The organism is Emticicia fluvialis, assembly GCF_024793945.1.
Lineage (GTDB): Bacteria > Bacteroidota > Bacteroidia > Cytophagales > Spirosomataceae > Emticicia > Emticicia fluvialis.
This window is the reverse complement of sequence record NZ_JANUSD010000012.1, coordinates 19,450-44,614: the sequence shown is the minus strand read 5'-3', so window position 1 is coordinate 44,614 and position 25,165 is coordinate 19,450. Positions and strand designations below refer to the sequence as shown.

The 25,165-nt window shown below is 41.7% G+C and carries 21 protein-coding genes; 10 read left to right on the top strand and 11 right to left on the bottom strand.

The window, feature by feature from the left end; all coding sequences use genetic code 11:
• Nucleotides 1–62: 62 nt before the first annotated feature.
• The 9 genes from NZ848_RS14630 to NZ848_RS14590 all read left to right on the top strand — a co-directional run bounded on the left by NZ848_RS14630 (nt 63) and on the right by NZ848_RS14590 (nt 11,548).
• Nucleotides 63–431 carry an Hpt domain-containing protein gene (locus NZ848_RS14630; protein ID WP_253534085.1) on the top strand — a complete coding sequence of 123 codons (369 nt, stop codon included), beginning with the start codon at nt 63–65 and terminating at the stop codon, nt 429–431.
• Between the two features lie 97 nt (nt 432–528).
• Complete coding sequence (locus tag NZ848_RS14625) at nt 529–1,737, top strand: glycosyltransferase family 2 protein (protein WP_259016110.1); 1,209 nt, start codon at nt 529–531, stop codon at nt 1,735–1,737.
• Between the two features lie 170 nt (nt 1,738–1,907).
• A complete protein-coding gene (locus NZ848_RS14620; RefSeq protein ID WP_259016108.1) occupies nt 1,908–2,672 on the top strand; it encodes a TolC family protein in 765 nt (254 codons plus the stop codon).
• Entirely contained in the window at nt 2,669–4,843 is a 2,175-nt protein-coding gene (locus NZ848_RS14615) for a GumC family protein (RefSeq protein WP_259016107.1), read from the top strand. The genes NZ848_RS14620 and NZ848_RS14615 overlap by 4 nt, the downstream gene beginning before the upstream one ends.
• Before the next feature lie 56 nt (nt 4,844–4,899).
• A complete protein-coding gene (locus NZ848_RS14610) occupies nt 4,900–6,348 on the top strand; it encodes an O-antigen ligase family protein (protein WP_259016106.1) in 1,449 nt (482 codons plus the stop codon).
• Between the two features lie 23 nt (nt 6,349–6,371).
• Entirely contained in the window at nt 6,372–7,544 is a 1,173-nt protein-coding gene (locus NZ848_RS14605) for a glycosyltransferase (protein WP_259016105.1), read from the top strand.
• An 89-nt stretch (nt 7,545–7,633) separates the two neighbouring features.
• Entirely contained in the window at nt 7,634–8,842 is a 1,209-nt protein-coding gene (locus NZ848_RS14600) for a glycosyltransferase (protein ID WP_259016103.1), read from the top strand.
• A gap of 44 nt (nt 8,843–8,886) precedes the next feature.
• Nucleotides 8,887–10,254 (top strand): oligosaccharide flippase family protein, encoded by a 1,368-nt coding sequence (locus NZ848_RS14595; protein WP_259016102.1) that lies wholly within the window; start codon nt 8,887–8,889, stop codon nt 10,252–10,254.
• A gap of 214 nt (nt 10,255–10,468) precedes the next feature.
• Complete coding sequence (locus NZ848_RS14590) at nt 10,469–11,548, top strand: acyltransferase family protein (protein ID WP_259016101.1); 1,080 nt, start codon at nt 10,469–10,471, stop codon at nt 11,546–11,548.
• Nucleotides 11,549–11,760: 212 nt separating this feature from the next.
• On the opposite strand, the gene NZ848_RS14585 is transcribed toward NZ848_RS14590, so the two are convergent.
• The 9 genes from NZ848_RS14585 to NZ848_RS14545 all read right to left on the bottom strand — a co-directional run bounded on the left by NZ848_RS14585 (nt 11,761) and on the right by NZ848_RS14545 (nt 20,686).
• Nucleotides 11,761–12,891, bottom strand: coding sequence for a glycosyltransferase family 4 protein (locus tag NZ848_RS14585; protein WP_259016100.1), 1,131 nt, complete (start codon nt 12,889–12,891; stop codon nt 11,761–11,763).
• A gap of 31 nt (nt 12,892–12,922) precedes the next feature.
• Nucleotides 12,923–13,831, bottom strand: coding sequence for a glycosyltransferase family 2 protein (locus NZ848_RS14580; protein ID WP_259016098.1), 909 nt, complete (start codon nt 13,829–13,831; stop codon nt 12,923–12,925).
• A gap of 25 nt (nt 13,832–13,856) precedes the next feature.
• The gene (locus tag NZ848_RS14575; protein ID WP_259016096.1) at nt 13,857–14,501 is read right to left on the bottom strand and encodes an acyltransferase; all 645 of its coding nucleotides are present in this window, start codon (nt 14,499–14,501) and stop codon (nt 13,857–13,859) included.
• A gap of 10 nt (nt 14,502–14,511) precedes the next feature.
• Complete coding sequence (locus tag NZ848_RS14570; protein ID WP_101725237.1) at nt 14,512–15,372, bottom strand: glycosyltransferase family 2 protein; 861 nt, start codon at nt 15,370–15,372, stop codon at nt 14,512–14,514.
• Between the two features lie 93 nt (nt 15,373–15,465).
• Nucleotides 15,466–16,662, bottom strand: coding sequence for a sugar transferase (locus tag NZ848_RS14565; protein WP_253534098.1), 1,197 nt, complete (start codon nt 16,660–16,662; stop codon nt 15,466–15,468).
• 18 nt (nt 16,663–16,680) lie between these two features.
• Nucleotides 16,681–17,082, bottom strand: coding sequence for a response regulator transcription factor (locus NZ848_RS14560; RefSeq protein WP_101725236.1), 402 nt, complete (start codon nt 17,080–17,082; stop codon nt 16,681–16,683).
• Nucleotides 17,083–17,828: 746 nt separating this feature from the next.
• Entirely contained in the window at nt 17,829–19,001 is a 1,173-nt protein-coding gene (locus NZ848_RS14555) for a glycoside hydrolase family 88 protein (protein ID WP_259016095.1), read from the bottom strand.
• Between the two features lie 52 nt (nt 19,002–19,053).
• Nucleotides 19,054–19,884 carry a 5-dehydro-4-deoxy-D-glucuronate isomerase gene (gene kduI / locus NZ848_RS14550; RefSeq protein WP_259016094.1) on the bottom strand — a complete coding sequence of 277 codons (831 nt, stop codon included), beginning with the start codon at nt 19,882–19,884 and terminating at the stop codon, nt 19,054–19,056.
• A 46-nt stretch (nt 19,885–19,930) separates the two neighbouring features.
• Nucleotides 19,931–20,686, bottom strand: coding sequence for an SDR family oxidoreductase (locus tag NZ848_RS14545; RefSeq protein WP_253534103.1), 756 nt, complete (start codon nt 20,684–20,686; stop codon nt 19,931–19,933).
• A gap of 269 nt (nt 20,687–20,955) precedes the next feature.
• Here NZ848_RS14545 and NZ848_RS14540 point away from each other — a divergent pair, with 269 nt between their 5' ends.
• Nucleotides 20,956–21,963, top strand: a complete 1,008-nt coding sequence (locus tag NZ848_RS14540) for a LacI family DNA-binding transcriptional regulator (RefSeq protein ID WP_259016093.1) — start codon at nt 20,956–20,958, stop codon at nt 21,961–21,963.
• A 74-nt stretch (nt 21,964–22,037) separates the two neighbouring features.
• Here NZ848_RS14540 and NZ848_RS14535 read toward each other — a convergent pair whose 3' ends face one another.
• On the bottom strand, nt 22,038–22,598 hold the full coding sequence (locus tag NZ848_RS14535; protein ID WP_101725231.1) for a hypothetical protein: 561 nt from the start codon (nt 22,596–22,598) through the stop codon (nt 22,038–22,040).
• A gap of 101 nt (nt 22,599–22,699) precedes the next feature.
• Nucleotides 22,700–25,096, bottom strand: coding sequence for a TonB-dependent receptor (locus tag NZ848_RS14530; RefSeq protein ID WP_259016091.1), 2,397 nt, complete (start codon nt 25,094–25,096; stop codon nt 22,700–22,702).
• Between the last annotated feature and the right edge of the window lie 69 nt (nt 25,097–25,165).

Sequence of the window (25,165 nt, the reverse complement as noted above, 5' to 3'; positions counted from 1 at the left end):
ATATAAAAAAGATTAACTATGGTATTAATTTTACTTTCATAACGTATTAAAACCGTTTTATTATGTTTGAGTTTAATGCGCATCTTGATGCCGATTATATAAACGAGATTTACGGTGGAGACCTCTCTATCGTGCAAATAATGTTTAATTCTTTTCTGGAAGAAAGTATCCCTGTCTGGAACGAAATACAGGAACAAATCAACCAGAAAAACTTTAATGAAGTTGGCCGCCTGGCTCATCAGATAAAACCATCTTTTTCAATGGTGGGGCTTACTTTTCTACACCCTAAAATGCAGGCATTTGAATCCTACGCAAAGGCAAATCCGGAAGCAGGCGAACTCAATAACCTATACCAGCAAATTGCGGTTGACGTAAACCACGCCAAACTTGTTATAGAAGAAGACCTTAAACGGATGGAAGACTACCTGTGAGTCTCCGGTTTTCAAACTGCTTTACCTGTCAGCCTTTCCCTGATTAAACCTTTGTAACTACCTTACTTAAAACGCAAACACGTTATTACCCCCACAGATGAAAACTATTATAGAAGTTCTTTTTTGGGTTTTTACAGGCCTGGTTTTTTACACGTACTTAGGCTACGGATTGTTAGCATGGTTGCTTGTTAAAATCAGAAAAATGATGGGTATTTCATTTAAAACCTTTAATAACCCATCATTCCAACCAGAAATTACCTTGGTGGTTCCGGCCTATAACGAGATGACCTGCATTGCTGACAAGGTTAAAAATTCTTTTGGTCTTGAGTATCCGGCAGATAAGCTCGAAGTTCTTTTTGTAACCGAAGGCTCAAACGATGGTACTACTGAGTACCTTGAGGGGCTAAAACCACTCTACCCCAGGCTGCGCATTATAGGTGGCAAAGAACGAAAGGGGAAAATTGAGGCCATGAATATGGCCATTAAAACCATAACCACCCCGATTGTTATTTTTACCGACGCCAATACAACCCTGAACAACGATGTACTTAAAAACATTGTAAGACATTTTGAGGACGAAAACGTTGGCGCAGTAGCAGGTGAGAAGCGGATTCAGACCGATAACAGTGAGGCCGCCGCCGGGGCAGGCGAGGGCTTATACTGGAAGTATGAATCTTTTCTGAAGAAACTGGATACCCGGCTCTACTCAGTTGTAGGAGCAGCCGGAGAACTTTTTGCCGTAAGAACGCACCTTTACGGAAACGTTGAAAAAGATACGCTGCTTGATGACTTCATGGTGTCGCTGCGGGTAGCCGCTGCCGGATACAGAGTAATTTATGAACCTGATGCCTACGCCATAGAACGCCCCTCATTTTCAATAGATGACGAAATGAAACGGAAAGTACGAATTGCAACAGGTGGGTTTCAGTCAATAGAACGACTTGCATTTTTATGGAACGTTTTCAGATACGGATGGCTTTCGTTTCAGTATGTTTCTCACAGGGCAATGCGGTGGGCAGTGGCCCCGTTTTGTCTGCCACTTATTTTTTTGTGTAACCTGCTAATAGTACTGCTGGAAGACCCGGATAATCTCTTTAGTTTTTACAAAATAATAATGGCCGCGCAGGTTTTATTTTATTTATTAGCTATATTAGGGTATTGGTTCGAAAACCGGAAGATGAGAATCAAACTTTTGTTCGTTCCGTTCTATTTTTCATTTATGAACTACTGCGCTATATTGGGCTTTAACCGTTATAGAAAGGGGGTAAGTTCAGGAATATGGGAAAAAGCCAGGCGCGCAACGTAAATGTTCCGATATTTTTGTGTTATTTTTACAACGTGTTACGGTACACGTCTATTTTTTGATTGTTTTTATTAAAAAGGCACAGTTTTTGACATACTGACTGATAATGGGTTTTGTAAGCCGGTGTAGCTCAGTTTATGTGTATTTATCATAACAATAACCAGTCTTTTTAAATGGCATTGCGTAAAAATTCTCTAATTGTATTCATCTTTTTAGTTTCCTACTTTTTTACCATTTCTGAGACAAGAGCTCAGGTAACTGCCGCAGATGATGCCCTGACAAGAGCATTGGCTACCGACGCCCTTTTGCCCCTTTTGATTGATGCAGCCTTAAAAAACTCGCCGCAGATAAAAAAACTGAATAGTAACCTTAAGGCGGCAGAATCAACTCTGAAATATAATAAAAACCTCATTTACAGCGGAATTACAGTAGGGGGGAATTACCATTATGGAACCAATTATTCAGCCGTTACCGACCAGACCTCGTACGAAAACGTGCTTAACAGGCTCACAATGGTTCAGTCGGGGTTCTATAGTGTAGGTGGTGGTATTAGTTTCCCGCTTTCAGGTTTACTTAACAGAAAACACCTGATAAACACCGGAAAGGCTCAGATAGAATCAATCGAGAACGATAAAGACGTTTCAGCATTGTCAATCAGACAAGATGTAATAGCCCTGTATCAGGAATTAAAACTTTCTCATAAACTACTGGCTATCAGCAGTAGTAACAAACAGGCTTTTCAGGTTAATTACAATCTGGCAGAGAAAGAGTTTTTGCAGGGTCAGCTTAGTGTATCTGAAGTATCCAGAATGCTTGATTACATCAACAAGGCAAAAATGGAATACGAAACCACTTTAAATAAATTTCAGACCAATCTTTTTCAGTTAGAATCATTTACGGGTGTTAGTCTGTCCTCATTATTACAACAAGTGAAATGACACTTCTTCATTTTTTAAATATCATTTACAAAAACCTGAAGGCACTCATTTTAGTGCCTCTGGTTCTGGCTGCAACCATTTTTTATTTTACCAGAAACGAGAAAAAAGTTTATACCTCCGAAACGACCATTTATACAGGTATTGCATCCGGGTATAGTCTGATTGGCAGTATAAAAGCCGACTTTTTTACTGCCAATAATGCATTTGATAACCTGCTTTCTCTTATTCAGGCCAGAGAAACCAAAGAAGATGTGGCAGTAAGTTTGCTGGCCGAACACTTATTTATGAAAAACCATGACCCCTCAAAAATGACCTGGGGGTCTTATACCGAGTTGAAGAAACTCGTGCCGCAGTCGACCATTGATAGTGTCGTAAAATCTACGCTGCCTGAAACCCGCGCCGCAATTGCGAGCTACATGAAAAAGAATGACACCAATGTTATTTACAGGCTCATAAACTCAAAAGTGCCTAATTACTCAATTGATGCACTAAATAATATAAAATCGAACCGTGTTAGCAGCAGCGACTTCATCAAGATTTCTTATGAAGCCAATGACCCTTTTATTTGTAAACACACACTTGAGCTGTTGGAAGACATCTTCATGGATAAGTATCGTTTACTGAAAGGCGGGCAAACCGTTTCGGTTGTAGGCTATTTTGAAGAGCAAAGCAAAAAGTCTTTTGCCCGGCTCGATTCTGTTGAGCAGGTTTTTCTTGAGTTTAACAAGAAAAACGATATTATCAACTATTATGAACAAAGTAAGGCAGTTGCCAACGAAAAAGAAGATTTGTATGCCTTGAACCATAATCTGGAAATGGACGAGCAGGCCTCAATCAGGTCTTTAGATAAAGTAAATGAAAATATCAAGAACCGAGTTTACCAGTCGCTCTACGGTAGTGAGATCATTAACGAGCGTGAAAAACTCTCGGATGTCTATAATAAAATTGCCTTTAGTGAGGCAATTAATAGGGGCAAAGGAAACAAGAGAGAACTAGACAGCCTTAAATCTTATGCCAACGTTATTGAAAATAACCTGAGGGTATCATTAGATAAGCTGAATGCCAACACAAATACGCCAGAGGGAATACCCACCAAAAATGTGCTTGACGAATGGTTTAAAAATACCATTGCAGTAGAACAGGGTAAAGCCAAACTGGCAGTGATGGATAAACGCAAAAGAGAATTTACTGAAGAATACCGGAAATTTGCTCCGCTGGGCGCTTTCCTTAAAAAGATTGAAAGGCAGATATCTGTTTATGAGCAAGAGTATTTGCAGATGCTTCATGACCTTAACCTTGCTAAACTTTCGCAACAGAACTCTGAAATCACCTCAAAACTAAACGTGGTTGACCCGCCTTATCTGCCCCTTAAACCCAATGCTTCTAAAAGGATTATTCTGGTGGTTGTGGGTTTTCTGGGTGGTTTTATAATGGTGCTGTCAGTAGTTTTAGGCAATGCCTTTATTAATAAAACCATTCTTGAGCCTAGCAGAGCTAAAAAAATGATAGGTAAGCCATTTATGGGCTTATACCCGCTGTTGACCGAGAATCCCAAATTTCTTGAGTTGGCCAATGTTCGTTTGATGCAGCAAGTGCTATCAAGGGTGGACCCCCTCGACAAGCCGGTCTATATTGGTTTTGTGAGTGTGCAGAAAGGTGAGGGCAAAAGCACCATTATTGATATGCTGGAGCAAGAACTGACCAATCTGAGCTTCAGCGTTGAAAAACAATTGCTGCTGCCAACTATTGAATATAAACAACTTGGTATTTCTATGCCTATGAGCCTGGAAGCCCACCAATGGGATACCGAAGAAAACATGATTGCCAACTGGGAAGCTAAAAATACCCTGATTGTAAAGAAAGACGTAGATTTTGTGCTTATTGAGTTTCCGCCGCTTGAAAAAATGATAATCAAGCCTGGGTTGTTTCCTCATTTACATCAGACAATTCTGCTTTGCAGAGCTAACCGTATCTGGGATCAGCGAGACGACGAAATCCTTGACTTGTTTGCAAAAACAACTGGTACAACCCCTATGGTTTTGCTGAATGGTGTAGAGACAGATTTTGCCGAAGAGACATTGGGCGAAGTACCCAAGAAAAGAAACGCGTTGCGCTCTTTTATAAAAAGCCTGGTTAAACTTGAATTTGGAAATAAATCGAGGATTCGTTAACCCGATTCCTTGAAAACCCTTCCGGTTCTGATTGATTTAATTGCTTCTGCTACTGCATGGAAAATGATGTTTTATATACATCTAACAGAAATAAACTTAAGAGTATATGGCTAATACCATTTACTCTTATTGCTGTTATTTTAGGATGGGCCATTGCTAATATAGGAATAACCATCGGAATGATGGTTATTGTTTTGCCGTTTGTAATTGCCTTCGTCGTTGTTCTTTTCTACAAGCCCCGGTTTGGCATCTATTTCTTTTTAGTCTATTGCTTTTTAATGCCTACATTGGGCAAACACATAGTCGGTATTCAGTTTGGTTTGGGAATGGATGCCATTCTTGTGCTGATTGTCTTAAGCCTTTTATTTAATACCACAAACAGATATAGAATCAGGCATCTCAATAACGATTTGTTTTGGATTGCTTTTGTTTGGTTTGTAATTACGGTTCTGCAAATCGGAAACCCGGAAAGACCCAGCTTTGAAGGATGGTTTTATGAAATGAGGTCAACCACCTTATATTGGATACTGACAGTAGCAACGGGCTATTTATTGCTCAATAAAAAGAAAGATGTGAATATCTTTCTGAATATAATCATTATTTTGTCGCTGCTGGGTGCCCTCTATGGTGTAAAGCAAAATATACTCGGGCCCGATGCTGCAGAAATGAGATGGCTGGAGGCAGGAGCAAAAGTTACACACATTTTGTTTGGCAAGCTACGGATATTCTCTTACTATCCGGAGGCTGCCCAGTTTGGGGCATCGCAGGCGCAGTTATCTATTATGTGTTTTATACTGGCCGTTGGGCCATATAGTAAGGCAAAGAAACTCGGGTATTTGATAGCCGCCGTTATTATTTTTTATGGAATGCTGCTTTCTGGAACGCGCGGAGCCATGGCAGCACTGGTTGGTGGCGGTTTTACTTTTCTGGTTTTAAGCAAGCAGATAAAGATGCTGATTTTAGGGTCAGTAATTGGTCTTGGTTTTTTAGGCATGTTAAAGTACACCACCATTGGCAACGGCAATGCCCAGATTGTTAGATTCAGAACATCACTTGACCCTGAAGACCCATCATTGCAGGCAAGGTTACGGAATCAGAAAAAACTAAGTGAATTTATAAAAAACAAGCCTTTTGGTGCCGGTGTGGGTACAATGGGTAACTGGGGTACTAAATACAACGCAGATAAGTTTATTTCAACCATACCGCCAGACAGCATGTATGTAAAAATATGGGGCATGTACGGCATAGTCGGGTTTATTATCTGGTTTGGAAGCATGATGTATATAACCGGTAAATGCTCTGGCATAATCTGGAAAACCCGTGACCCCGTTCTCAAAAATCAGCTTACATCTATATGTGCCGGGGCAACGGGTATTCTGCTGTGTAGTTATGGAAACGAAGTAATGAATGCCATGCCGTCGTCGGCAGTTATCTATTTCAGTTGGGTTATAATATGGCTAAGCCCTAGATGGGACACACCATTGCCAGCCGGTATCAGTAAATAAAAAACAACCTAAAACTATTTGCGATGCACTACGTGGGTCTTATTCTGCAATATGCTATTCTGATTTACCTTACCATACAGGTGGTGTATCTGTTGTTTTTTTCGGTTGCCGGTAAAGTGGGTAAAAAAACAGCCTTTGCCAAAGCCGCAAAAAACAGAAAGATACGCATTTTTATACCGGGGTATAAAGAAGACTCGGTTATTATTGCTACCGCAAAAGACGCCATCAGGCAGGATTACCCCGCTGAATTGTTTGAAGTAGTTATTATTGCTGATTCTTTCACCGAAAAAACGCTTAATGTTTTAAGGGCTCTTCCTATAAAAATAGTTGAAGTGAGCTTCGAGAAAAGCACCAAGGGTAAAGCGCTGCAAAAAGCCATTGATGCCACCATCAATGAGCCAGTTGATATAGTGGTTATTCTTGATGCCGACAACCACATGGCCCCCGGTTTTTTGAATGCCGTAAACAACGCATTTGAGGCTGGCTATGAGGCCGTGCAAGGCCATCGCACAGCCAAGAATTTTCAGACCCCCTTTGCATTGCTGGACGCCTGCACAGAAGAAATTAATAACCATATTTTCAGAAGAGGCCATGTAGCAGTTGGTTTGCCCTCTGCCCTGATAGGCAGTGGTATGGCATTTAACTGGTCATTATTTGTAAACCTGCTGGCTGATATCGGCGATACCTCTGGCGAAGATAAAGAACTGGAGTTCAGGTTGATGAAGCTACGCAAGAAAATTGCTTTTCTGGACGGCCATTATGTGTATGACGAAAAAGTGGCAAAAACGGAGGTGTTCAGCAAACAGAGAAGCCGCTGGCTGGCCATGCAAATAGAATTTCTTGAAAAGTATTTTGTTGAAGGCTGGGTAATGCTGTTTAAAGGCAATGTTTCTTTTTTCAATAAAGTGTTTCAGACCTACCTGCTGCCCAGAGTAATGCTGGTGGCAGTTCTGGTTTTGTGGGTAGCATTTACCTTTTTCCTCGTGCCGTCTTTGTTATATTACAGCCTGGGTTTATTTATTGCCCTTGCTATTGCCTTGCTGATGGGGATTCCGACAAAATGGTATAACAGACAACTGTTGGCTGCCTTTTTACAGATACCGGTTGCTATTTTTTCTATTCTTATAGCAGCTTTAAATATAGGTAAAGCACGCAAAAAGTTTATACACACACCACACGGAGAAACAGAACATTAAAAAGATGCCTTGGGAAATTATTGCCATACCCGCTATTGTATGTTTAATCTGGGGTTTTAAACAAGGGCTTAAAGCTAAAGTAAAAAAACATGTTAAAAGAGATTGACGCATACATAGTTATTGCCCAGCAGGAATGGGAGCTGAACCTGGGCAGTAATGCCCGTAACCTGGCTGTTGAATTCAGCAAGAACAAACCGGTTATGTATGTTAATCCTGCTATTGATATAAAATCTGTTTATAAACAGGCCAACACTGTGGCCGGTAAAAAACGTTTGAAGCTGTCTTTAGGCTTTGGTGAAAATACCGTTAAAGCAGCAGACAACCTTTGGATACATACCCCGGCTACTGTATCTTATTCTATAAACTGGCTGCGGAATATTTCATTATACAATTTTCTGAACAGAAGAAACGGAAAAGGCTTTTTTGACAGCCTTAAAAAGGCCCTTAAACAACTGGGCTGGAATGCTGAAAGATGCGTGGTTTTAAACGACAGCCAGATGTTTACAGGCTTGTATACCAAAGCATATCTAAAGCCTTTGCTTAGCTTTTATTATATAAGAGATAATCTGGTTGAGCACCCTTATTTTAAGTTTCATGGAACAAGAATAGAGCCAGATACTATAAAAGATGCCGATGCTGTTTTTGCAAATTCGGCCTATCTGGCGCAGTACGCACGGCAGTTTCATCAGTTAAGTCTGGATATTGGTCAGGGTTGTGAAACCGATATGTATGACCCCGACCAAAGCTATCAGGAACCAGCCGACCTGAAAGATATACCAAAGCCCAGAATTGGGTATACCGGGTTTCTTACGGGCAAAAGGCTCGACATAAAGTTATTGGAAGAGCTGGCCACCACAAGAAAAGAATGGCAATTTGTTTTGATTGGGCCAGAAGAAGCCATGTTTCAGGCCAGCCAGTTGCACGGCATGAGCAATGTGCATTTTCTGGGTTCTAAAAAACCAGCTCAATTGCCGGCCTATATCCGGTTTATGGATGTTTGCATGAATCCTCAACTCGTTAATGAACTGACCATAGGTAACTACCCGCGCAAAATTGATGAGTATCTGGCTATGGGTAAGCCAACCGTGGCTACCGGTACCATTGCCATGCAGATGTTTTTGCCACATGTTGAATTGGCCGTAGGTACACAGGCATACATAAAGGCTATTGAAAAGGCACTTCAGCCTCAAACAGAAGCAGAAAAAAAAGCAGCTATTGCCTGTGGTAAAAGCCATACCTGGGAGGCCTGCGTTGAGAAAATATATGAGGTTCAGAACCAATTACTGGCTGGCAAATAGTACCTGCCATCCTAAACTACATTTTACCAAGCACTAATTAACCTATGATTCATACCCTTAAAAAAGGAATAGCTAAACTGCAAAACAGACATTTCTTATCCTTGTTTGCCAACGGGAGCATGGCTGTTTTATCAATGGTTACTATCGGTATTCTGTTTCGATACTTACCTGCTACCGAAATCGGTTACTGGTTTTTCTTTCAGACTGTTTTTGTTTTGCTCGATACTTTCAGAACCGGTTTTCTTCAGGTGGGCTTAATTAAGTTTTTTTCAGGTACAGAAAAAGAACGGGGTGATGCCGTTCTGGGCTCGGTATGGTTTTTGGGTCTGGCAATTACAGCCATTATGATTGTGGCCAACATACTGTTTTATGTTGGTGCGCATTTGTTAAACTTTACCGGCAATGAGGGTATCATGAATACCATCCGATGGTTCGGAATCACCTTCTTATGTACGCTTCCTTCTGCCATTTCGTCGTGGATACTGCAAGCCAGCCAAAGATTTGACAAGCTACTGATACTACGTATACTCAATCAGGGCTTTTTTATTGTGATGATTCTGCTCACTATCATCTTCGGTAAACTGCACAGTGATTTACTGTTTATGATAAACGCCGGAAGCGCCTTTGTGGTAAGCAGCTATTGTATTATTAAAGGCTGGACACACATACGAACGTTCCCGAAGCGAACCAGGGAAATCATACTTGATTTGTTTAATTTCGGTAAATATAGCGTTGGTACATCCATCAGTACCAACTTGCTGCGTAGTTCAGATACGTTCATCATTATGTTTCTGTTGGGTACGGCAGGGCCTGCTGCCATTGCCATGTATGCTATTCCGATGCGCCTGATGGAAATCATTGAAATTCCGCTGCGTAGTTTTCTGGCTACCGGTATGCCATCTATGTCGGCTGCTTTTAACAGAGGCAATAAAAAAGAAGTAACCGAAATTATGCAGAAGTATGCGGGCACCATCTCAATTGGTTTAATACCGGTATCTATTCTGATTATTTTATTAGCAGACTTTGCAGTTGAGTTGTTAGGCGGTAGTAAGTATGTAGGCACAGATGCAACTTCGGCCTATCGGATTCTGATGAGCTTTGCCATGGTACTACCCATTGACCGATTCTTAGGTATCACGCTAGACATTATACATAAACCTAAAATAAATTTTTATAAAGTACTTATCATGCTTGCCACCAATGTGGTGTTCGATTTTATCGCGCTTACGGTTTTTAAAACCATCAATGGTGTGGCATTAGCTACTTTCTTCACGCTTATATCCGGTACATTCTTTGGTTATTATTGGTTAAGAAAATACCTCGACTTTACCTTGCTGAGTTTCTATACGGTTGGGTTTTCGCAGATAAGCGCTTTCGCCAAACAGTATTTGAGCAAGCATAAAAAGGTCTGAACACCGTTTTGTACTTTTCTGAAAATACACTTTAGTTGCATTGTTAATTAGCAGGGGCTATTGGTTATTTATAAAAGCAGTAGATGGTTATATACCTCATAACTGCCTGTGGATTATTTTGATTACTTGCGTTTTTTTATCGGAGGCAAAGTAAATTGTCTCAATAATTATTCTTTACGTATCTGGAATTGTTTACGCTTACTATTTAAAAAAGATGAATCGAATTAAGTTTCTGGATGGTTTCAGGGGGCTGGCAATCCTGATGGTTATACTCTATCATGCCTACACAAGATGGCCCGCCATGGTGCCTTATGGCAGCCAGTATGCTGACTTCCCGCTTTTTGAAAAAGGCTGGTTAGGGGTACAGCTGTTTTTCCTGATTTCAGGCTTTGTAATTTTAATGACGCTCGAAAAATGCTATTCATTTAAAGAATTTATTATTAAAAGATGGCTAAGGTTATTTCCGGCAATGCTTATAGCCACTGTGTTAATATATGCCACCGCCAGAATTTTACCTGAAAGACCCGGCGGCATACCACCATTGAAAGATGTGATACCGGGTTTGCTTTTTATGGAACCAGCCTGGATTAACAAAATATTCCACAATAATCAGGGGTATCTGGAGGGCGTATTCTGGTCGTTGTATGTTGAAGTTAAATATTACTTTATATTTGGCCTGCTTTATTTTTTCTGGGGTAGAATAAAAGCAATTGTTTCTATTTTCTTGATTTTTATAGGTGGAATGATTATCAAAATTCTGGTTGAAGAAATGGGATTCAAGGTGCTGGTTCCGGTTAATGTTTTAACACACCAGATTAGTTTTATTTATTTTGGCTGGTTTGCCTGTGGTTCTCTTATGTATATTTATTATAAAGAGAATAAGAAGTCATTTTTAGGCTACGCTCTGGCAACTGGAGTTATTTCATCGGTATCGTCACTCTTTCTTACTTTTGGAAGAACCCCAGCCGTATTTTTATGGGCAATAATGATTCTGGCTATTTTTATGGCCACCATTTATTCAGATAAATTGAAGGCTTTATTTGATAACAAGGTGTTGGTTTATATGGGTTTTGTTAGTTATCCTCTCTACCTGATTCACGAAAGCGCCATGATAGCGATGATAATAAAACTAAATAGGTACTTTCCGTCTATTCCGGGTTTATTGCTGCCTGTTTTACCCATTGCATTTCTTATTGGTGTTTCGCATCTGATAGCCAAATATGGCGAACCGCCGATTCATAATTTTTTGAAGAAAGTAGTTAAACTGCCTGCTCATAAACCTGCTGCCAACTGAGCAGCACAAAAAATTCTCTGCCTAAAAAGACTCCTTCAATAGGCATAGTATTTTGTATTTGAAGTGAAAACGGTTCAGAATGTTTAAGGATACGTATATGGTTGAAAAATCCGGTTCGCGAAGGACCGGATTTTTCATTATCGGGGTGATAGGATTTTCATACAGACATGAGCCAGAGGCTTGCACATACTAAAGAAAGCCAAAGCAATTGACTAAGCCAGCACTTCATTATAGATGCTCACTACTTCCTGAGCTGTTTTTTGCCACGAAAACATGGCAGCTCTTTTAATTCCGTAGTCAATTGATGTCTTACGTATGTCGTTATCAGTAAGTACTTTTATTATATTTTCTGCAATCTGCTCCGGTTGTGTCGGGTCTATTAATAAGGCTCCGTTTCCGGCTACCTCCGGCATGGCAGAGGTGTTGCTGGTAATAACCGGCGTACCACAACTCATAGCTTCCAGAATAGGAATACCGAAACTCTCACGCAGGGAAGGGTACAAAAACAATTGCGCCAGCCGGTATAGATTGGGCAACTCCTTGTTTGGGATATAACCGGTAAGCATAATATGGTTCAGGAGGTATTCGCTGTTCTGCGATTTCAGCAAGGCGTGCAAATGCTCTTTACCGAAATCAGGCATAACCATCTTGAAATCAAGCTGGCCTCTTTGATTAAGTATATCCAGGGCCTTCATAACATTGGGCAGATTCTTCTTTGGGTCGGTGTTACCCAAAAAAAGAATAAATTTATCAGGCAAGCCCATTTTCTTTTGAAAAGCCTGCAATTCGGCCTCATTTCGCTCTGGTGTAAAATGCTTGCCGCAGGCATTGTAAACCGTTCTTACTTTATCAGGCGAAATGTTAAGACCTTCAATAATGCGTTCACGTTCGTAATCGCTTACGGTTATGATTATTTCTGCTTTTGAGGCTATTCTGGGCACGTTCCAGCGCCGGTACAGATTACCAAAACGCTGGTAATAGGTGCCTTCGCGAATCATCCATTTTTCAAGATAAATAATATCATGAATTGTAACCACTAATGGAACAGAAGAGCCGATAGGAGCGGTGTTACTGGTACAATGCAGTAAATCTATGTTATCCTGCCTGCCGGCTTTAGGTAGAAGGCTTTGTTCCCAAACAGGATACAAGGCAGGTTTGGTTATATGCAGATGCGTATTGGCGCTGTTTGAAAGCGCTTGCATGTCTTCGTCGGGCTGGGCATAGACAAAATACTCATGAGGAGTATTCAATTGCTGCAACTCACGGAGTACCTCCAGGATAACAATATCCATTCCGTGTTTCTTTTTTCTGAAAATCCGTTGAGCTTCTATACCTATACGCATTGCGAAGTTTGTTTATATGCTGCTGTACTGATTATTTTTTATCGTGAATATCGGCTGAACCATTGCTGAAGTTCCAGGCTAAACCCTGCCAGAAAGCCTTTAGATGTGCGGTGTCTCCTTTTATCAGGTACCCGAGTAAATTTTTGGGTACGGCAATGATGAAATAATAGAGATACATTAAAACCCGCTGGAACCCAAAGGTATTACGGCGTAAATACAATAAACGATTCCGGCCGTAATAATAAGTTTTAAGCGTAGAGCCTTTTCCGGTACTGATTGATTCTTTATGCCATATTTTGCTTTTGGGTTCATACCAGATGGTGTATCCCGCCCGTTTGAAACGTTCACAATAATCCATTTCTTCATAGTAGAGAAAGAAAAGCTCGGCCATTAGGCCTACTTTTTCCATGGCAGTTCTGGAAAACATCATGGCTGCCCCATGTGCCCTCGAGGTTGGTCTGGCTTCATTATACTGGCCTTTGTCTTTTTCAAGATAGCCAATTGAAAACCCTCTGCCGGTGATAGGATTTATGGGCAGAAAACCCGCAAACTGTATGGTATCCGGCTCATCAAAGTAGAGGATTTTCGGGCATACTACCCCAATGGTTGTATCGCTTTGCATACGGGCCACCAATGGTTCAAGAAAATCCGGCGCTACTTCGGTGTCATTATTCAGTAAAAAGATGTAATCGCCGGTGGCTAGTTCTATTCCCTGATTGTTACCACCTGCAAAACCCCTGTTTTCTCCTGTTTCCAGATATTTAATCCACGGAAATCTGATGGGTAATTCATGCCCTGGCGTTTTTGTGCTGTTATCTACCACAACCACTTCAATATTAGGGTAAGTGATTTTTTCGAGCGATTGCAACAGCTCGGCCGTAACAGCTGTGCCGTTAAAATTAATGGTGATAATTGAAACCTTGGGGAAATCGGCGGGCATAGGTAAATGGGGCTTAAGAAAACAATTATCCGTTAGCCGGAGATGATTCTTTTTTAATGGTGCTTTCCCACCTTTGCGAGGCAGGATTGTACTGTTTAATAACTCTGGCTGGATTACCGACTGCCACACTAAACGGCGGGATGCTTTTGGTAACTACGGCTCCGGCAGCTACCACGCTATGTTTACCAATGGTAACACCTGCAGTTAGCACGGCATTGGCTCCTACCCAGCAATCATCTTCAATAACAATAGGAGAGGTCGTAACCGGTTGCAGCGAAATGGGCGTTTCAACATCAGTGTAAGTATGGTTTAGCCCGCTCATTACAATATTTTGTGCCAGTATTACATTATTACCAATGCTTACCGGGCCTATTACCACATTGCCAATACCTATTCTTGAATTATTGCCTATACTTACCGCGCCAACACCGTTATTGACGGTAGCAAAGTCTTCAATAGTGCTGTAATTGCCGATACTGAAAGGTTGAAACGGCAGAACGTCCATACGGGTTCTGTGGCAAATAGTTACTCCTTTGCCTTTTTTATGAAAAAACGGATTAACAAACCACGCTACCCAAAGCCTGGGCCTTGCCTGATGTTTGGGTATTAAACACCAGTGCACAAATTGCTTCAGGCTCTGGTTGGTTTTAATTATTTGTATAATTGACATGGCCGTGTAATTACTTTTTGAAAAGATGTTTCTGCACACGAAACACCAGCGCTTTCCAGATACCACCGTCAATCTGGATACGTCTGTCGTTTGTCCAGACTTTGGCGTCATAATCAGAAACCACCGCAATTTTACCTCCGGCTTCCATCAGTCTGTAACCCATCATGCCATCTACTGCGGCATAGCCGCCTTTATTACGTGCAATGCCTCTGAAGGTACGTTGCACAGGTATATCATAGCCGTTTACTTCAATACCTTTTTGGGTTATAAATGCACTGTTGTAACCCAAAACGTTCAGATATGGTGTGTTTTTCTCGTTTTTACGAATCACAAAGCCACTCAGAAACTCATAAATTCCATATTGCCAGCGAGGGGTTTTATCGCTCGGTAAAAAGGCATAGGTTCCATGCACGCAATACACATTGTCTTTTTCGCCTTGTTTCAAAGCATTTATCATTGCATTAATCCAACCCGGCGGATACAAGGTGTCACTGTCGGCAGACAGCAGATATTTTCCTTTGGCCTTATGCAAGCCCTGTATACGGGCATGCCCTACGCCTTGTTTTTCTTCAAAAAGTACATTTATGCCCAGTCTTTTCAGCAACGCATTGGTGCCGTCGGTAGAGTTATTATCAACTATAATAAGTTCTGTCGGGTATTCAGTATTGGTGTTGGCGAGAGAAATTAAAGTATGCAGAATACCTTCTTCTTCGTTCCAGGCCGGTATTAAAATACTGGCAACCGGATTTTCAACATTGAATCTGGCTAATTTGTTCTTTAGCTCGTCAATTTCGCTTTCAGTATATTGATTAATCAGTAAAGGCTTGCTAAGAATCTGCTTTACCCAACCAGGTAAGGAAATTGCATCCATTTCTATAAAGTTTGATGTTAAAAACCAGACAGCAAACCGGTTGGCTGCTGCAATATGTGTTTTAATATAAATAGGTTCGGTTCAAAGAGATTCTTATACGTTTTCTGACTGCAAAAGTGCAGGGAAGGTCATAAAGAATATCTTCATGTCATACTTGAAAGAGAAATTCCGGGCATATTCAATATCCAGCTGAATACGCTCTTCTTCTGTCATTTCTTTTTTGCCTTTACCACGTTTGGTAACCTGCCAAAGCCCGGTAAGGCCGCCGGGGCCGGCAAAGCGTTCTATGTATTCGTCGGTAGTTAGTTTTTCGGCTTCATAAAGCGGCAAAGGCCTGTTACCTACAAGCGACATATCGCCGAGGAATATATTAAATAACTGTGGGAGCTCATCAATACTGGTGTTGCGTAGAAAACGACCCAGTTTGGTAATGCGCGGGTCATTCTGAAACTTCATAAAGGCTGCTTTCTCTTTTTTCTCAGACAGATACATTTTCTCACAAATCATTTCTCCGTCCATATATAACTGCTGCTGGCATGAGCCAATGGCCTGGCAGGTATCGCATAACCCGGCAATCTGTTTTTGTTCGGTTTGCTTGGTGTACATATTCAGCGACCCCATGTTTTTTATCAGCTGGTCGGCATCTGTACGCATGGTTCTGAATTTGTAAATACTGAATATCTTGTAACCGGCCCCTACACGCTTTGAAAGATATATGACAGGCCCTTTGGAGTCAAGCTTTATCAGAATAGCAACAATTATTAACAACGGCGAGAGTAGTAATAACGCAAGGCCTGTGGTGGTAACATCGATGAATCTTTTCCAGAAAGGTATTTTTACATCAAGTATACTGGCTTTGGTTTGCTGCATGGCCTTGTAATGCCGACGCTTGATAAAGTATTCAAGGCGGACTATTAAATCGCCTGAACTAAAATCGATAGGATATATATCATCACCGCCTTTTTCCTGTACTTCTTTAATTAATCCTGCTGTAATATTTTCGCTGGTAACTATCACCGGTAGAGAGCGAGTCCATGCTTGTCCGCGAATCGTTTCAAGGAATTTAAGACCGTCGTTACCTTTATTGATAACAATGGCATCTGGAGGGTAGGTGTTTTTAAGATAATTAAGACAATCTTCCGGAGTACCCATAATTTTAATATGGATTTTTTTTCCGAACTTCTTCAGGAAATCAACCACTACTTTGTCGTCTCTTTCAATAAAAATAATCTTAATCGGGAGCTTTTCCTCCTCCGGTACAATAGCAGTATTAGGTAAAGGATTATTCATATTATACAGATGAGTTTTCTACGAATCAATGATGGATTTTGGCTTAACCCTGCGCAAAATAGCTTTAATTTTGGCATGTACCTCCATAGGGTTAAAAGGCTTGAGCATAAAGTCGTCGGCACCCAGATTCAGGCATTCTATTCGTTCTTTGCTTTCGTCGGTTCCTGAAAGTATAATAATTGGCAGGTCTGAATACAAATTGCTTGACCTGATTACTTTGGTAAACTCTTTTCCGTTCAGATTCGGCATATTCAAATCAGCAATTATGAAGTCGGTATCATTACCTGCTTCCAGCCAGTTCATGCCTTCCATGCCATCATTTTTTACAGTAACTTCAAATTCTTTGTTAAGGAAATGCTCTAAAACCTTTCTGATACTAGCCTCATCATCAATTATCAGAAGTTTTAACTTTTTGCTCATGGTTTTTTAATTTATTGAGAAATAGTAGAAACATCGCTTTTCCTGCTAATAAGCCTGCAAGTCCTGAAACCTTGAAGCAATTATTTTGCCAAAGTATTCATTATCTGATTATTAGTATTCACGTGTGATTCCTGTGCTGCTACTGCTGTTGAAAAATACTAAAATAGGCAGGGTACAAAATTCAAGCGATTTAAGCCCGTAATTATAAACATGACCCGAAAAATGAACTATTTCGAGCCTTTTTACTGGCTTTAAGGTCACTTTTAATAGCTGACCACTGATTTTTTGAAAATTAGTAAAAAATCTTATTGGTTGGTAAAAAAAAATAGAATTTGATTGTTAATAATATTCTTTCAGCGGTGTATGTTTGATTGAAAGTGTTGTTAATTAGCTCATTATTAGTTGTTTAAGGGTTTATTTTCGTGCTTGCTTTACCTGTTTTTTTTTCAGCTTGCCCACAATTGCTTTGTTAAATGGCTTAATGACTGGTCTTTGTTTAATGATTCTAATGTTATGACGAGTAAATGTTAAACGTTTTCCCGGGGTTTATTCTATAAGTTAATGTAGAAATTGGTCACTTTTTGTGGTATTGAAGTATTAATATCAAACATGAAAATCATAGGCTGGGCAAATAGCTCATCTGTACGAATAAATGTTTTAGTTAGAAGTAAAATAAATCGTAATTAAAGCAAAAAGCCCCTTGTTTTAGGGGCTTCTTTGTTGGCGATAACAGAGGCGCACAGCCATTACTTTTTCAACTTTTTATATCTTAACAATCCTTCTAAGAAATAGTAGTCAGCATACACTAGTGGCACATCAATTTCTGATTTCAGAGGCTTGGCGCCTACTGAGTGCTTTAAAATAAAATGGTTGTTTTCGCCTAAGTTCGCTTTATAAGCAGGGCTTGACAGGCTGGCCAGCATGGTTTCGGCTGCGTTGAAGTACACCTTACTTTTGGCTTTGCTTACATAAGTGCTTAGCTCTAATAAAGCAGATGCCGTAATGGCGCCAGCTGATGCATCCCGTTCCTCGTTCGGGATATTGGGTGCATTAAAATCCCAATAAGGAATTTTATCTGCCGGAAGGTTCGGGTGATTCAGATAGTAATCGGCAATCTTCTCTGCCTGGGCCAGATACTTTTTGTCTTTGGTTTCGCGGTACATATCTGTGTAACCATAAAGGGCCCAGGCTTGTCCACGTGCCCAAGCCGACTCATCAGCATAACCCTGATGGGTACCTTTTTTCAGCACTTCGCCGTTTTCGCCATAAGCTATTACATGGTAGCTGCTTCCATCAGGTCTGAAATGGTTTTTAAGCGTGTTATCGGCATGGGTAACACTCAAATTATAAAAATCCTTGTTGCCCGATTCTCTTGCTGCCCAGAACAAAAACTCCAGGTTCATCATGTTATCTACAATTACCGGATACTTATAACCTTTCCAGTTATTCCACGATTTGATAACGCCAACTTTCGGGTCGAAGCGGGTAGCTAAAGACTTGGCGCCGGTTAGCATAATTTCTTTATATTGCTCATTTCCGGTTAGTCTGTATCCGTTTCCGAACGGGCAGTACAGCATAAAGCCCAGGTCATGTGTGCCGGTATTAAATTTCTCTTTCTCAACGGCCATTGTCCATTTATGCGCTGCATCTTTCCATTTTGGATCCTTGGTTTGCTCAAAAATGTACCATAGCGAGCCACCGAAAAAGCCGCTGCACCACCAGCTGGTAGGCATATCTCTGGCCGACCCATCAGGGTTGGTTGATTGCGGCGTTTTGGTAATATCAGGGTGGCTTTTCAGCATGCCTTCATATTGCTGTGCGGCAAAGGCAAATTCTTTGGCCACATCTATCTTCTTTTGTCCGAAAACAAATGTCGATAAGCCAAACAATACCGCCGTAAGTTTTGTGGTGAGTTTCATAGTTTATATCAGGTTGAATTTAATAATTAATGTATGCGTAAACCGGGTAAGATTACCGTAACTCAGGAATAGTGATAAAGTCCATATCTGTAAAAGATTGGTTTTCTCCGGCCATTCCCCAGATGAACGAGTAGTTTGAAGTACCACAACCTGAATGAACCGACCACGGCGGTGAGATAATGGCCTGGTGGTTGCCTACCCATAAATGACGGGTTTGCTGTGGCTGACCCATCAGATGCAACACTGCGTGGCTTTGAGGTACATCAAAATAGCAGTACACTTCCATCCGGCGGTCATGAGTGTGCGATGGCATGGTGTTCCATACACTGCCCGTTTGCAAAACCGTTAGACCCATCACCAACTGGCAACTTCTGATTCCATCGAGATGAATATACTTATAAATAATACGTTGATTGGCTGTTTCAACAGAACCCATACTTGCCGGTGATGCCTCTTCTTTGGTCATCAGGCGGGTAGGGTAGGCCGCATGTGCAGGTGCCGAAAGAACGAAGTACTTGGCAGGGTTTGCATGGTCTATACTTTCAAAAATTACATTTTGTACGCCTTTGCCTGCATATAGGCAGTCAAGTTTATTGACAGTAAACTTTTCGCCGTCTACAGTAATTTTCCCTTCACCACCTACATTGATAATCCCTATCTCTCTTCTTTCAAGAAAATATTCAGCCTTCAGGTCTTCATAATTACCAAGAGACACCGGTTCTCCTACGGGCATTACGCCACCAAGTATCATGCGGTCGTAATGAGAGTAAACCAGATGTATCTGATTGGGTGAAAACAGGGTTTCTACCAGAAAATTGTCTCTTAACTGGCTGGTATTCATTCCTGCTGTTTCGGCAGGGCTACTTTCATATCTTGATTGCATGTTGCTATTGTTATAGTTTAAGAATTGTCTGATTTATGAATGCGTCTCATCTGCCCATCCAACCTCCATCAACTGTTAGTATGGTGCCGTGAACATAATCTGAGGCCTTAGAAGCCAGAAATACAGCCGGGCCTTTAAAGTCTTGTGTTTCGCCCCATCTGCCAGCCGGAATACGTGCCAGAATAGACGTGCTTCTCTCAGGGTCGTTTCTGAGTGCCTCTGTGTTATCTGTGGCAATATAGCCCGGGGCTATGGCATTTACGTTTACACCTTTGCTGGCCCATTCGTTTGCAAGCGCTTTTACAAGGCTGCCAATAGCACCTTTGCTGGCAGCATAACCGGGTACATTAATACCCCCCTGAAACGTAAGCAATGAGGCAGTAAAAATAATCTTACCCGATTGTTGTGCAACCATACGTGCGCCAATCTCACGTGCCAAAATGAATTGGGAGTCCAGATTGATGGTCATCACTGTGTCCCAGTATTCGTCCGGGTGTTCGGCGGCTGGTTTACGAAGTATCGTGCCTGCGTTATTTACGAGAATATCAATTATCGGAAAATCGGCCTTTACCTGTTCAATAAACCGATAGAGGCTGTCACGGTTACTGAAATCGGCCTGATAGGCTTTAAAGTTTTTGCCTAATGCCTTAACGGCCACTTCAACTTCGCTGCCTTGTAAGGCTATACTGGTTGATACGCCAATGATATCTGCCCCGGCTTCTGCCAGGCCAATGGCAATGGCTTTACCTATACCTTTGTTGCAACCTGTAACAAGTGCAACTTTGCCTGAAATATTAAACATTTGGATGTCGATTGAATTTTTCAAAGATAATACTACTTATGCAAGCTGTTGTGCCGAACCAAATTATATGCTAAGATGCAAACGGAATACAGGCCGATACAAATATGTTTATGACTTTATTTATGCAAACGTTGTCGGGAACGTTACCAAAAAGGCATTTTCCGCGCTAGGTTTTGATAATTTTAATATCTTTGATTGTCGATTCTACGCCCATTGGCAGGCGCGTAAGCAGTGTTGTACTTTAATAATTTGTATTTTTTCGTAATCCATTGGAAGCCATCACCATTAAAGATATTGCCAGGGCACTTAATTTGTCTACTTCTACGGTGTCAAGAGCGCTAAGGGGAAGCTATGAAATTAACCCTGATACCAAAAAGCTGGTATTAGAGTATGCCGAAAAGGTGAATTATCACCCCAACCCGATTGCCCTTAGTTTAAAAGAAAACAAGAGCCGGGCAATAGGGGTAATAGTGCCTGAAATCGCCAACCACTTCTTTTCTCAGGCAATCAATGGGATAGAGGCAGAGGCCTATGAGCGGGGCTACCATGTGGTGATATTTCAAAGCCATGAGTCGTATGAGCGAGAGTGTAGCAATATTCAGCATCTGGTTGGGCGAAAGGTAGACGGTGTGCTGATATCGCTGTCCGGGCAAACCACCGATACCGGTCATTTGCTTGAAATACAAAAGAGGGGCGTACCTCTGGTGGTTTTTGACCGCATTACCAACGACATTGAAACCAACAAAGTAATAGCAGATAATTTTCAGGGAGCCTTTCAGGCTACCGAACATCTGATTCTGAACGGACGAAAACGCATTGCCCATATTACCAGCCCGTCATTGTTATATACAACCCATGAGCGGCTGGAAGGCTACAAAGCTGCGCTGGCAAAATACGGTATTGCCTTTGATGAGAACCTGGTAAGGTATTGCGGATTTGCACCCGAAGAAGCCCGGCAGGTGATTTTTGAACTGCTGGACACCCAAAAACCTGATGCCATTTTTACCGCCAGCGACCGCCTGGCGCTGGATAGCTTTGCTGCTGTAAAAGCCAAAGGCATACAGATACCAGACGAGGTAGCCTTTATTGGCTTTACTAATCTGGGAGTAGCCCACCTGCTTGACCCGCCTCTAAGTACTGTTGTGCAACCTGCCTTTGCCATTGGTAAAACCGCGGCTGAAATCTTACTGAATACGATTGAGAAAAAGCAAAATGCCTCTGAAATAAGAACCATCAGGATTGCCACCGAACTAAATCTGCGGCAATCATCCAAATAAAAATCCGCAGGTCAGAAACATGCGGATTTTGAGCCTAAACTATTTATAAACTAAATGATGAGTGTAAGTCAGAATTATTGAATGGCAATGTTAAAATCAAGGTTTACGTCGTCACTACCAGGGGTAATGGTGCCATCTTTTACATCTTTTCCGTTTACTGGTGGTTGATGTCTCAATTGTACTTTTAGTTTACCTGTACCGGCTGAACCAGTTTTTACAGTGCCTGTCAGGCCAATCGGGAAATTACGCACGTCTTTATCTCCATAAGTATAAGTTAATAAACCTGACGGCGAAGGCGTAAACACAAAAAGGTGTTCCTGACTTTCTTTTTGTACTTCTTCTGTAATATTATCAGCAGGATTCTTCGATTCGTCCATCAACTCTACTGTTAACGTGTACGTAGTATTGGCTGCAAGAGCAATATTGTCAAATTTTAAGGGGGCATTTCCTCCATCACCGTCCGGGTCATTAAAAACAAAAGTTTTAGTAGTACCACCCGACGTGAAGTTTAATTTAACCGTTGTGATAATTTCATTCTCATCTTCTACATCTACCGATTCTTTTTTACAGGCTGCCACCGAAAGCAAGGCAGCTAACGCCATACTTTTGAAGAGAATTACGCGACTTCTTTGCATGATATTGAGATTTAGTGTTTTACGTACAAATGCAACAATGGTGCAAATATAATTTTGAGAAACTTATAATGCAACAATATTGCAAAAATTAATGTCTCGTTTTAGAATGTGTATTTAGCCCTAAGGGTTACGTTTCTGCCAATTTCATCAGCAAAATATCTGAAACGGTTCAGGTAGTCGCGGTATTGGGTGTTGAACAGGTTGCTAACGCTGGCCGATACCCCTAAATTATTATTGCGCCCCAAATTGATTTGCTGACTGACAGTAGCTGACCAGAGCGAGTATGCCGGAGGAGGAGGCGCAAAGTCGCCGCCGTATTGGTTAAATACAATTTCGGCTGACGGTATATCGCTAAAAATAACTTTGGCAGGTACCCGCGTTTGTTTAGCCACATAAAGATTAGTGAGCGACAAGCCGGTTTTCTTCCAGTCATAATGCAGGGTGTTTTCCCACCTGTTGGGTGGAATCATAATCAGCGGCTGGTTGTGGCTGATGTCCTGCGCCTGCAGGTAAGACAGCTTTGAATTAAGTGAAACACCCTTATACAACAAGAAATTGCCGCTCAGGTCGAAGCCCCTGAAACGGGCGTCAGTCTGGGCATATCTGAACTCCGGAAAAGCGCCCCTGATGGTTAAGGTTGGCCTGCCGGTTGGCGATAAAAAAATAAAGTCTCTTATATAGTTATTGTACAGGTGTAGTTCCAGCTGTACCAGTTTGGTAATGTAATTGGTTGTAAACGACAGATTGGTAGCTATTTCGGGCTGTAGGGTTTCATCACCTTTTTCATAGCTGGCAGCGCCGTGGTGTACACCGTCGCTGTAAAGTTCATTAACCGTTGGCGCTCGCCAGGCAGACGTCAGGTTCAGTATCAGATTCCACTGAGCGTGCGGTCTGTAGTTTACCCCAAAAGTGCCGGTAAAATTCTGGTTCTGCTGGTTATTATTAACCACAGCCTGCTGGCCTCTGGGTATTCTGTAAACATCCAGATTCCTGAAATCATACCGCATTCCGCCTTCCATTTCCCAACGGTTGCGCACCAGGCGTTCTATCAGAAATATGCCACCTGTATAATTCTGAAAATTGGGTATCAACACCGTCGATGAGCTGGGTTTCTGAAGTGTGCCACTGGTAATATTCTGCTGAAAATTACCATTCAGACCCACAGAGCCGGTAAACAAACGGGCTATGGGCTTATGCTCAAAAAGCAATTCGCCTGTATAACTGGTTAGCTGAAACAGCTGCACAAGGTTTTTGTCGCCTCTTAATACGTCAACCTCTTTGCGGTAATTGAACTGTCGGCCCAGTGTTAATGAAATTTTTCCACCTCTGGTTTGTGCAACGGTTTTTAATTTAAGCAGGTTATGCTGCACATCCTGATACGGCCTGCCAATGGCATAAGTAAAGGTTTCGGGGGTATAAATACTTAATGGTCTGCCTCGTTCTATGGCCTGCACCAGGTCTGTTACATTACCGATATGCGAACCGGAAAACACACCTATTTTGGTATTAAACTGGCTGAAGAAAACCTCAGACACCGAGTTTCTTCGTCTGTAATTGGCATTAACTGAAAAGTTTACTTCAGATACCCCCGTGTTGGCCAGCCGGTAATCGGGTGTTGAAATGTCGCCCCCTCTTTTATATGTTCCCTGAACTCTTACGCCGATTGATTGCGGTACATCTGCTTTTTTAGGGCGCAATCCTCCTTCCAGAATACCTGACGTTACCACCTGATGCCCGTTTGTAAAATAGACTGTGTTTACTTCACCACCTATCTTCGTAGAATCAGGAAGTGCATCAGGTTCTACCAAAATTACACCAGCAATGGCATCAGAGCCGTATCTTACGCCTGCAGCGCCTTTCAGCACCGTTATTTTTTTAGCCACAAAGGGGTCAATTTCAGGGGCGTGTTCGCTGCCCCACTGCTGGCCTTCCTGTCTTACGCCGTTGTTCATTATCAGCACCCGGTTAGAGTGCATGCCGTGTATAACAGGCTTGGCAATTGAGCTACCGGTTTGCAGGGTAGTTACGCCCGTTATCTGTTTCAAGGCTTCACCCAGCGACTGCCCCCGGGTCTGGTCCAGGGCTTCGTTATCCAGCACATTTCTGGTTTGTGTCAGATTATCAATTTTTTCGGCTTTAATATCTACATTGGCCAGGTGAAGTTCGTCTTCCGAAAGCTTTATATCCTGTTCGGCTCCGTGTTCAAGTTTAATGGTATAGGTTTTTTCCTGATACCCCACAATACGCCCTATAACCTTATAAGTGCCCTGGCATAAGTTGGTAATGCGGTAGCGGCCGTCTACATCTGTTGTCGTACCTTTGTTGAGTTCTTTTATAAGTACCACTGCACCCACAATGGGTTGTTTAGTGGCATTGTCGCGCACTACGCCCTGTATAAAGCAATCGCAATGGGCGTTGGCTGCAGGGGTTTCTTCTTTTGTTTGTGAAAACGAAAAATGAGATATGAGGCAGAAAAGAATGAGTGCGACTTTCTTCATAGAATAGTGTACGGATCTGAAACCGTACTTTAACAAATGCAATTATGTTGCAAAATTATAAAGAAAGAT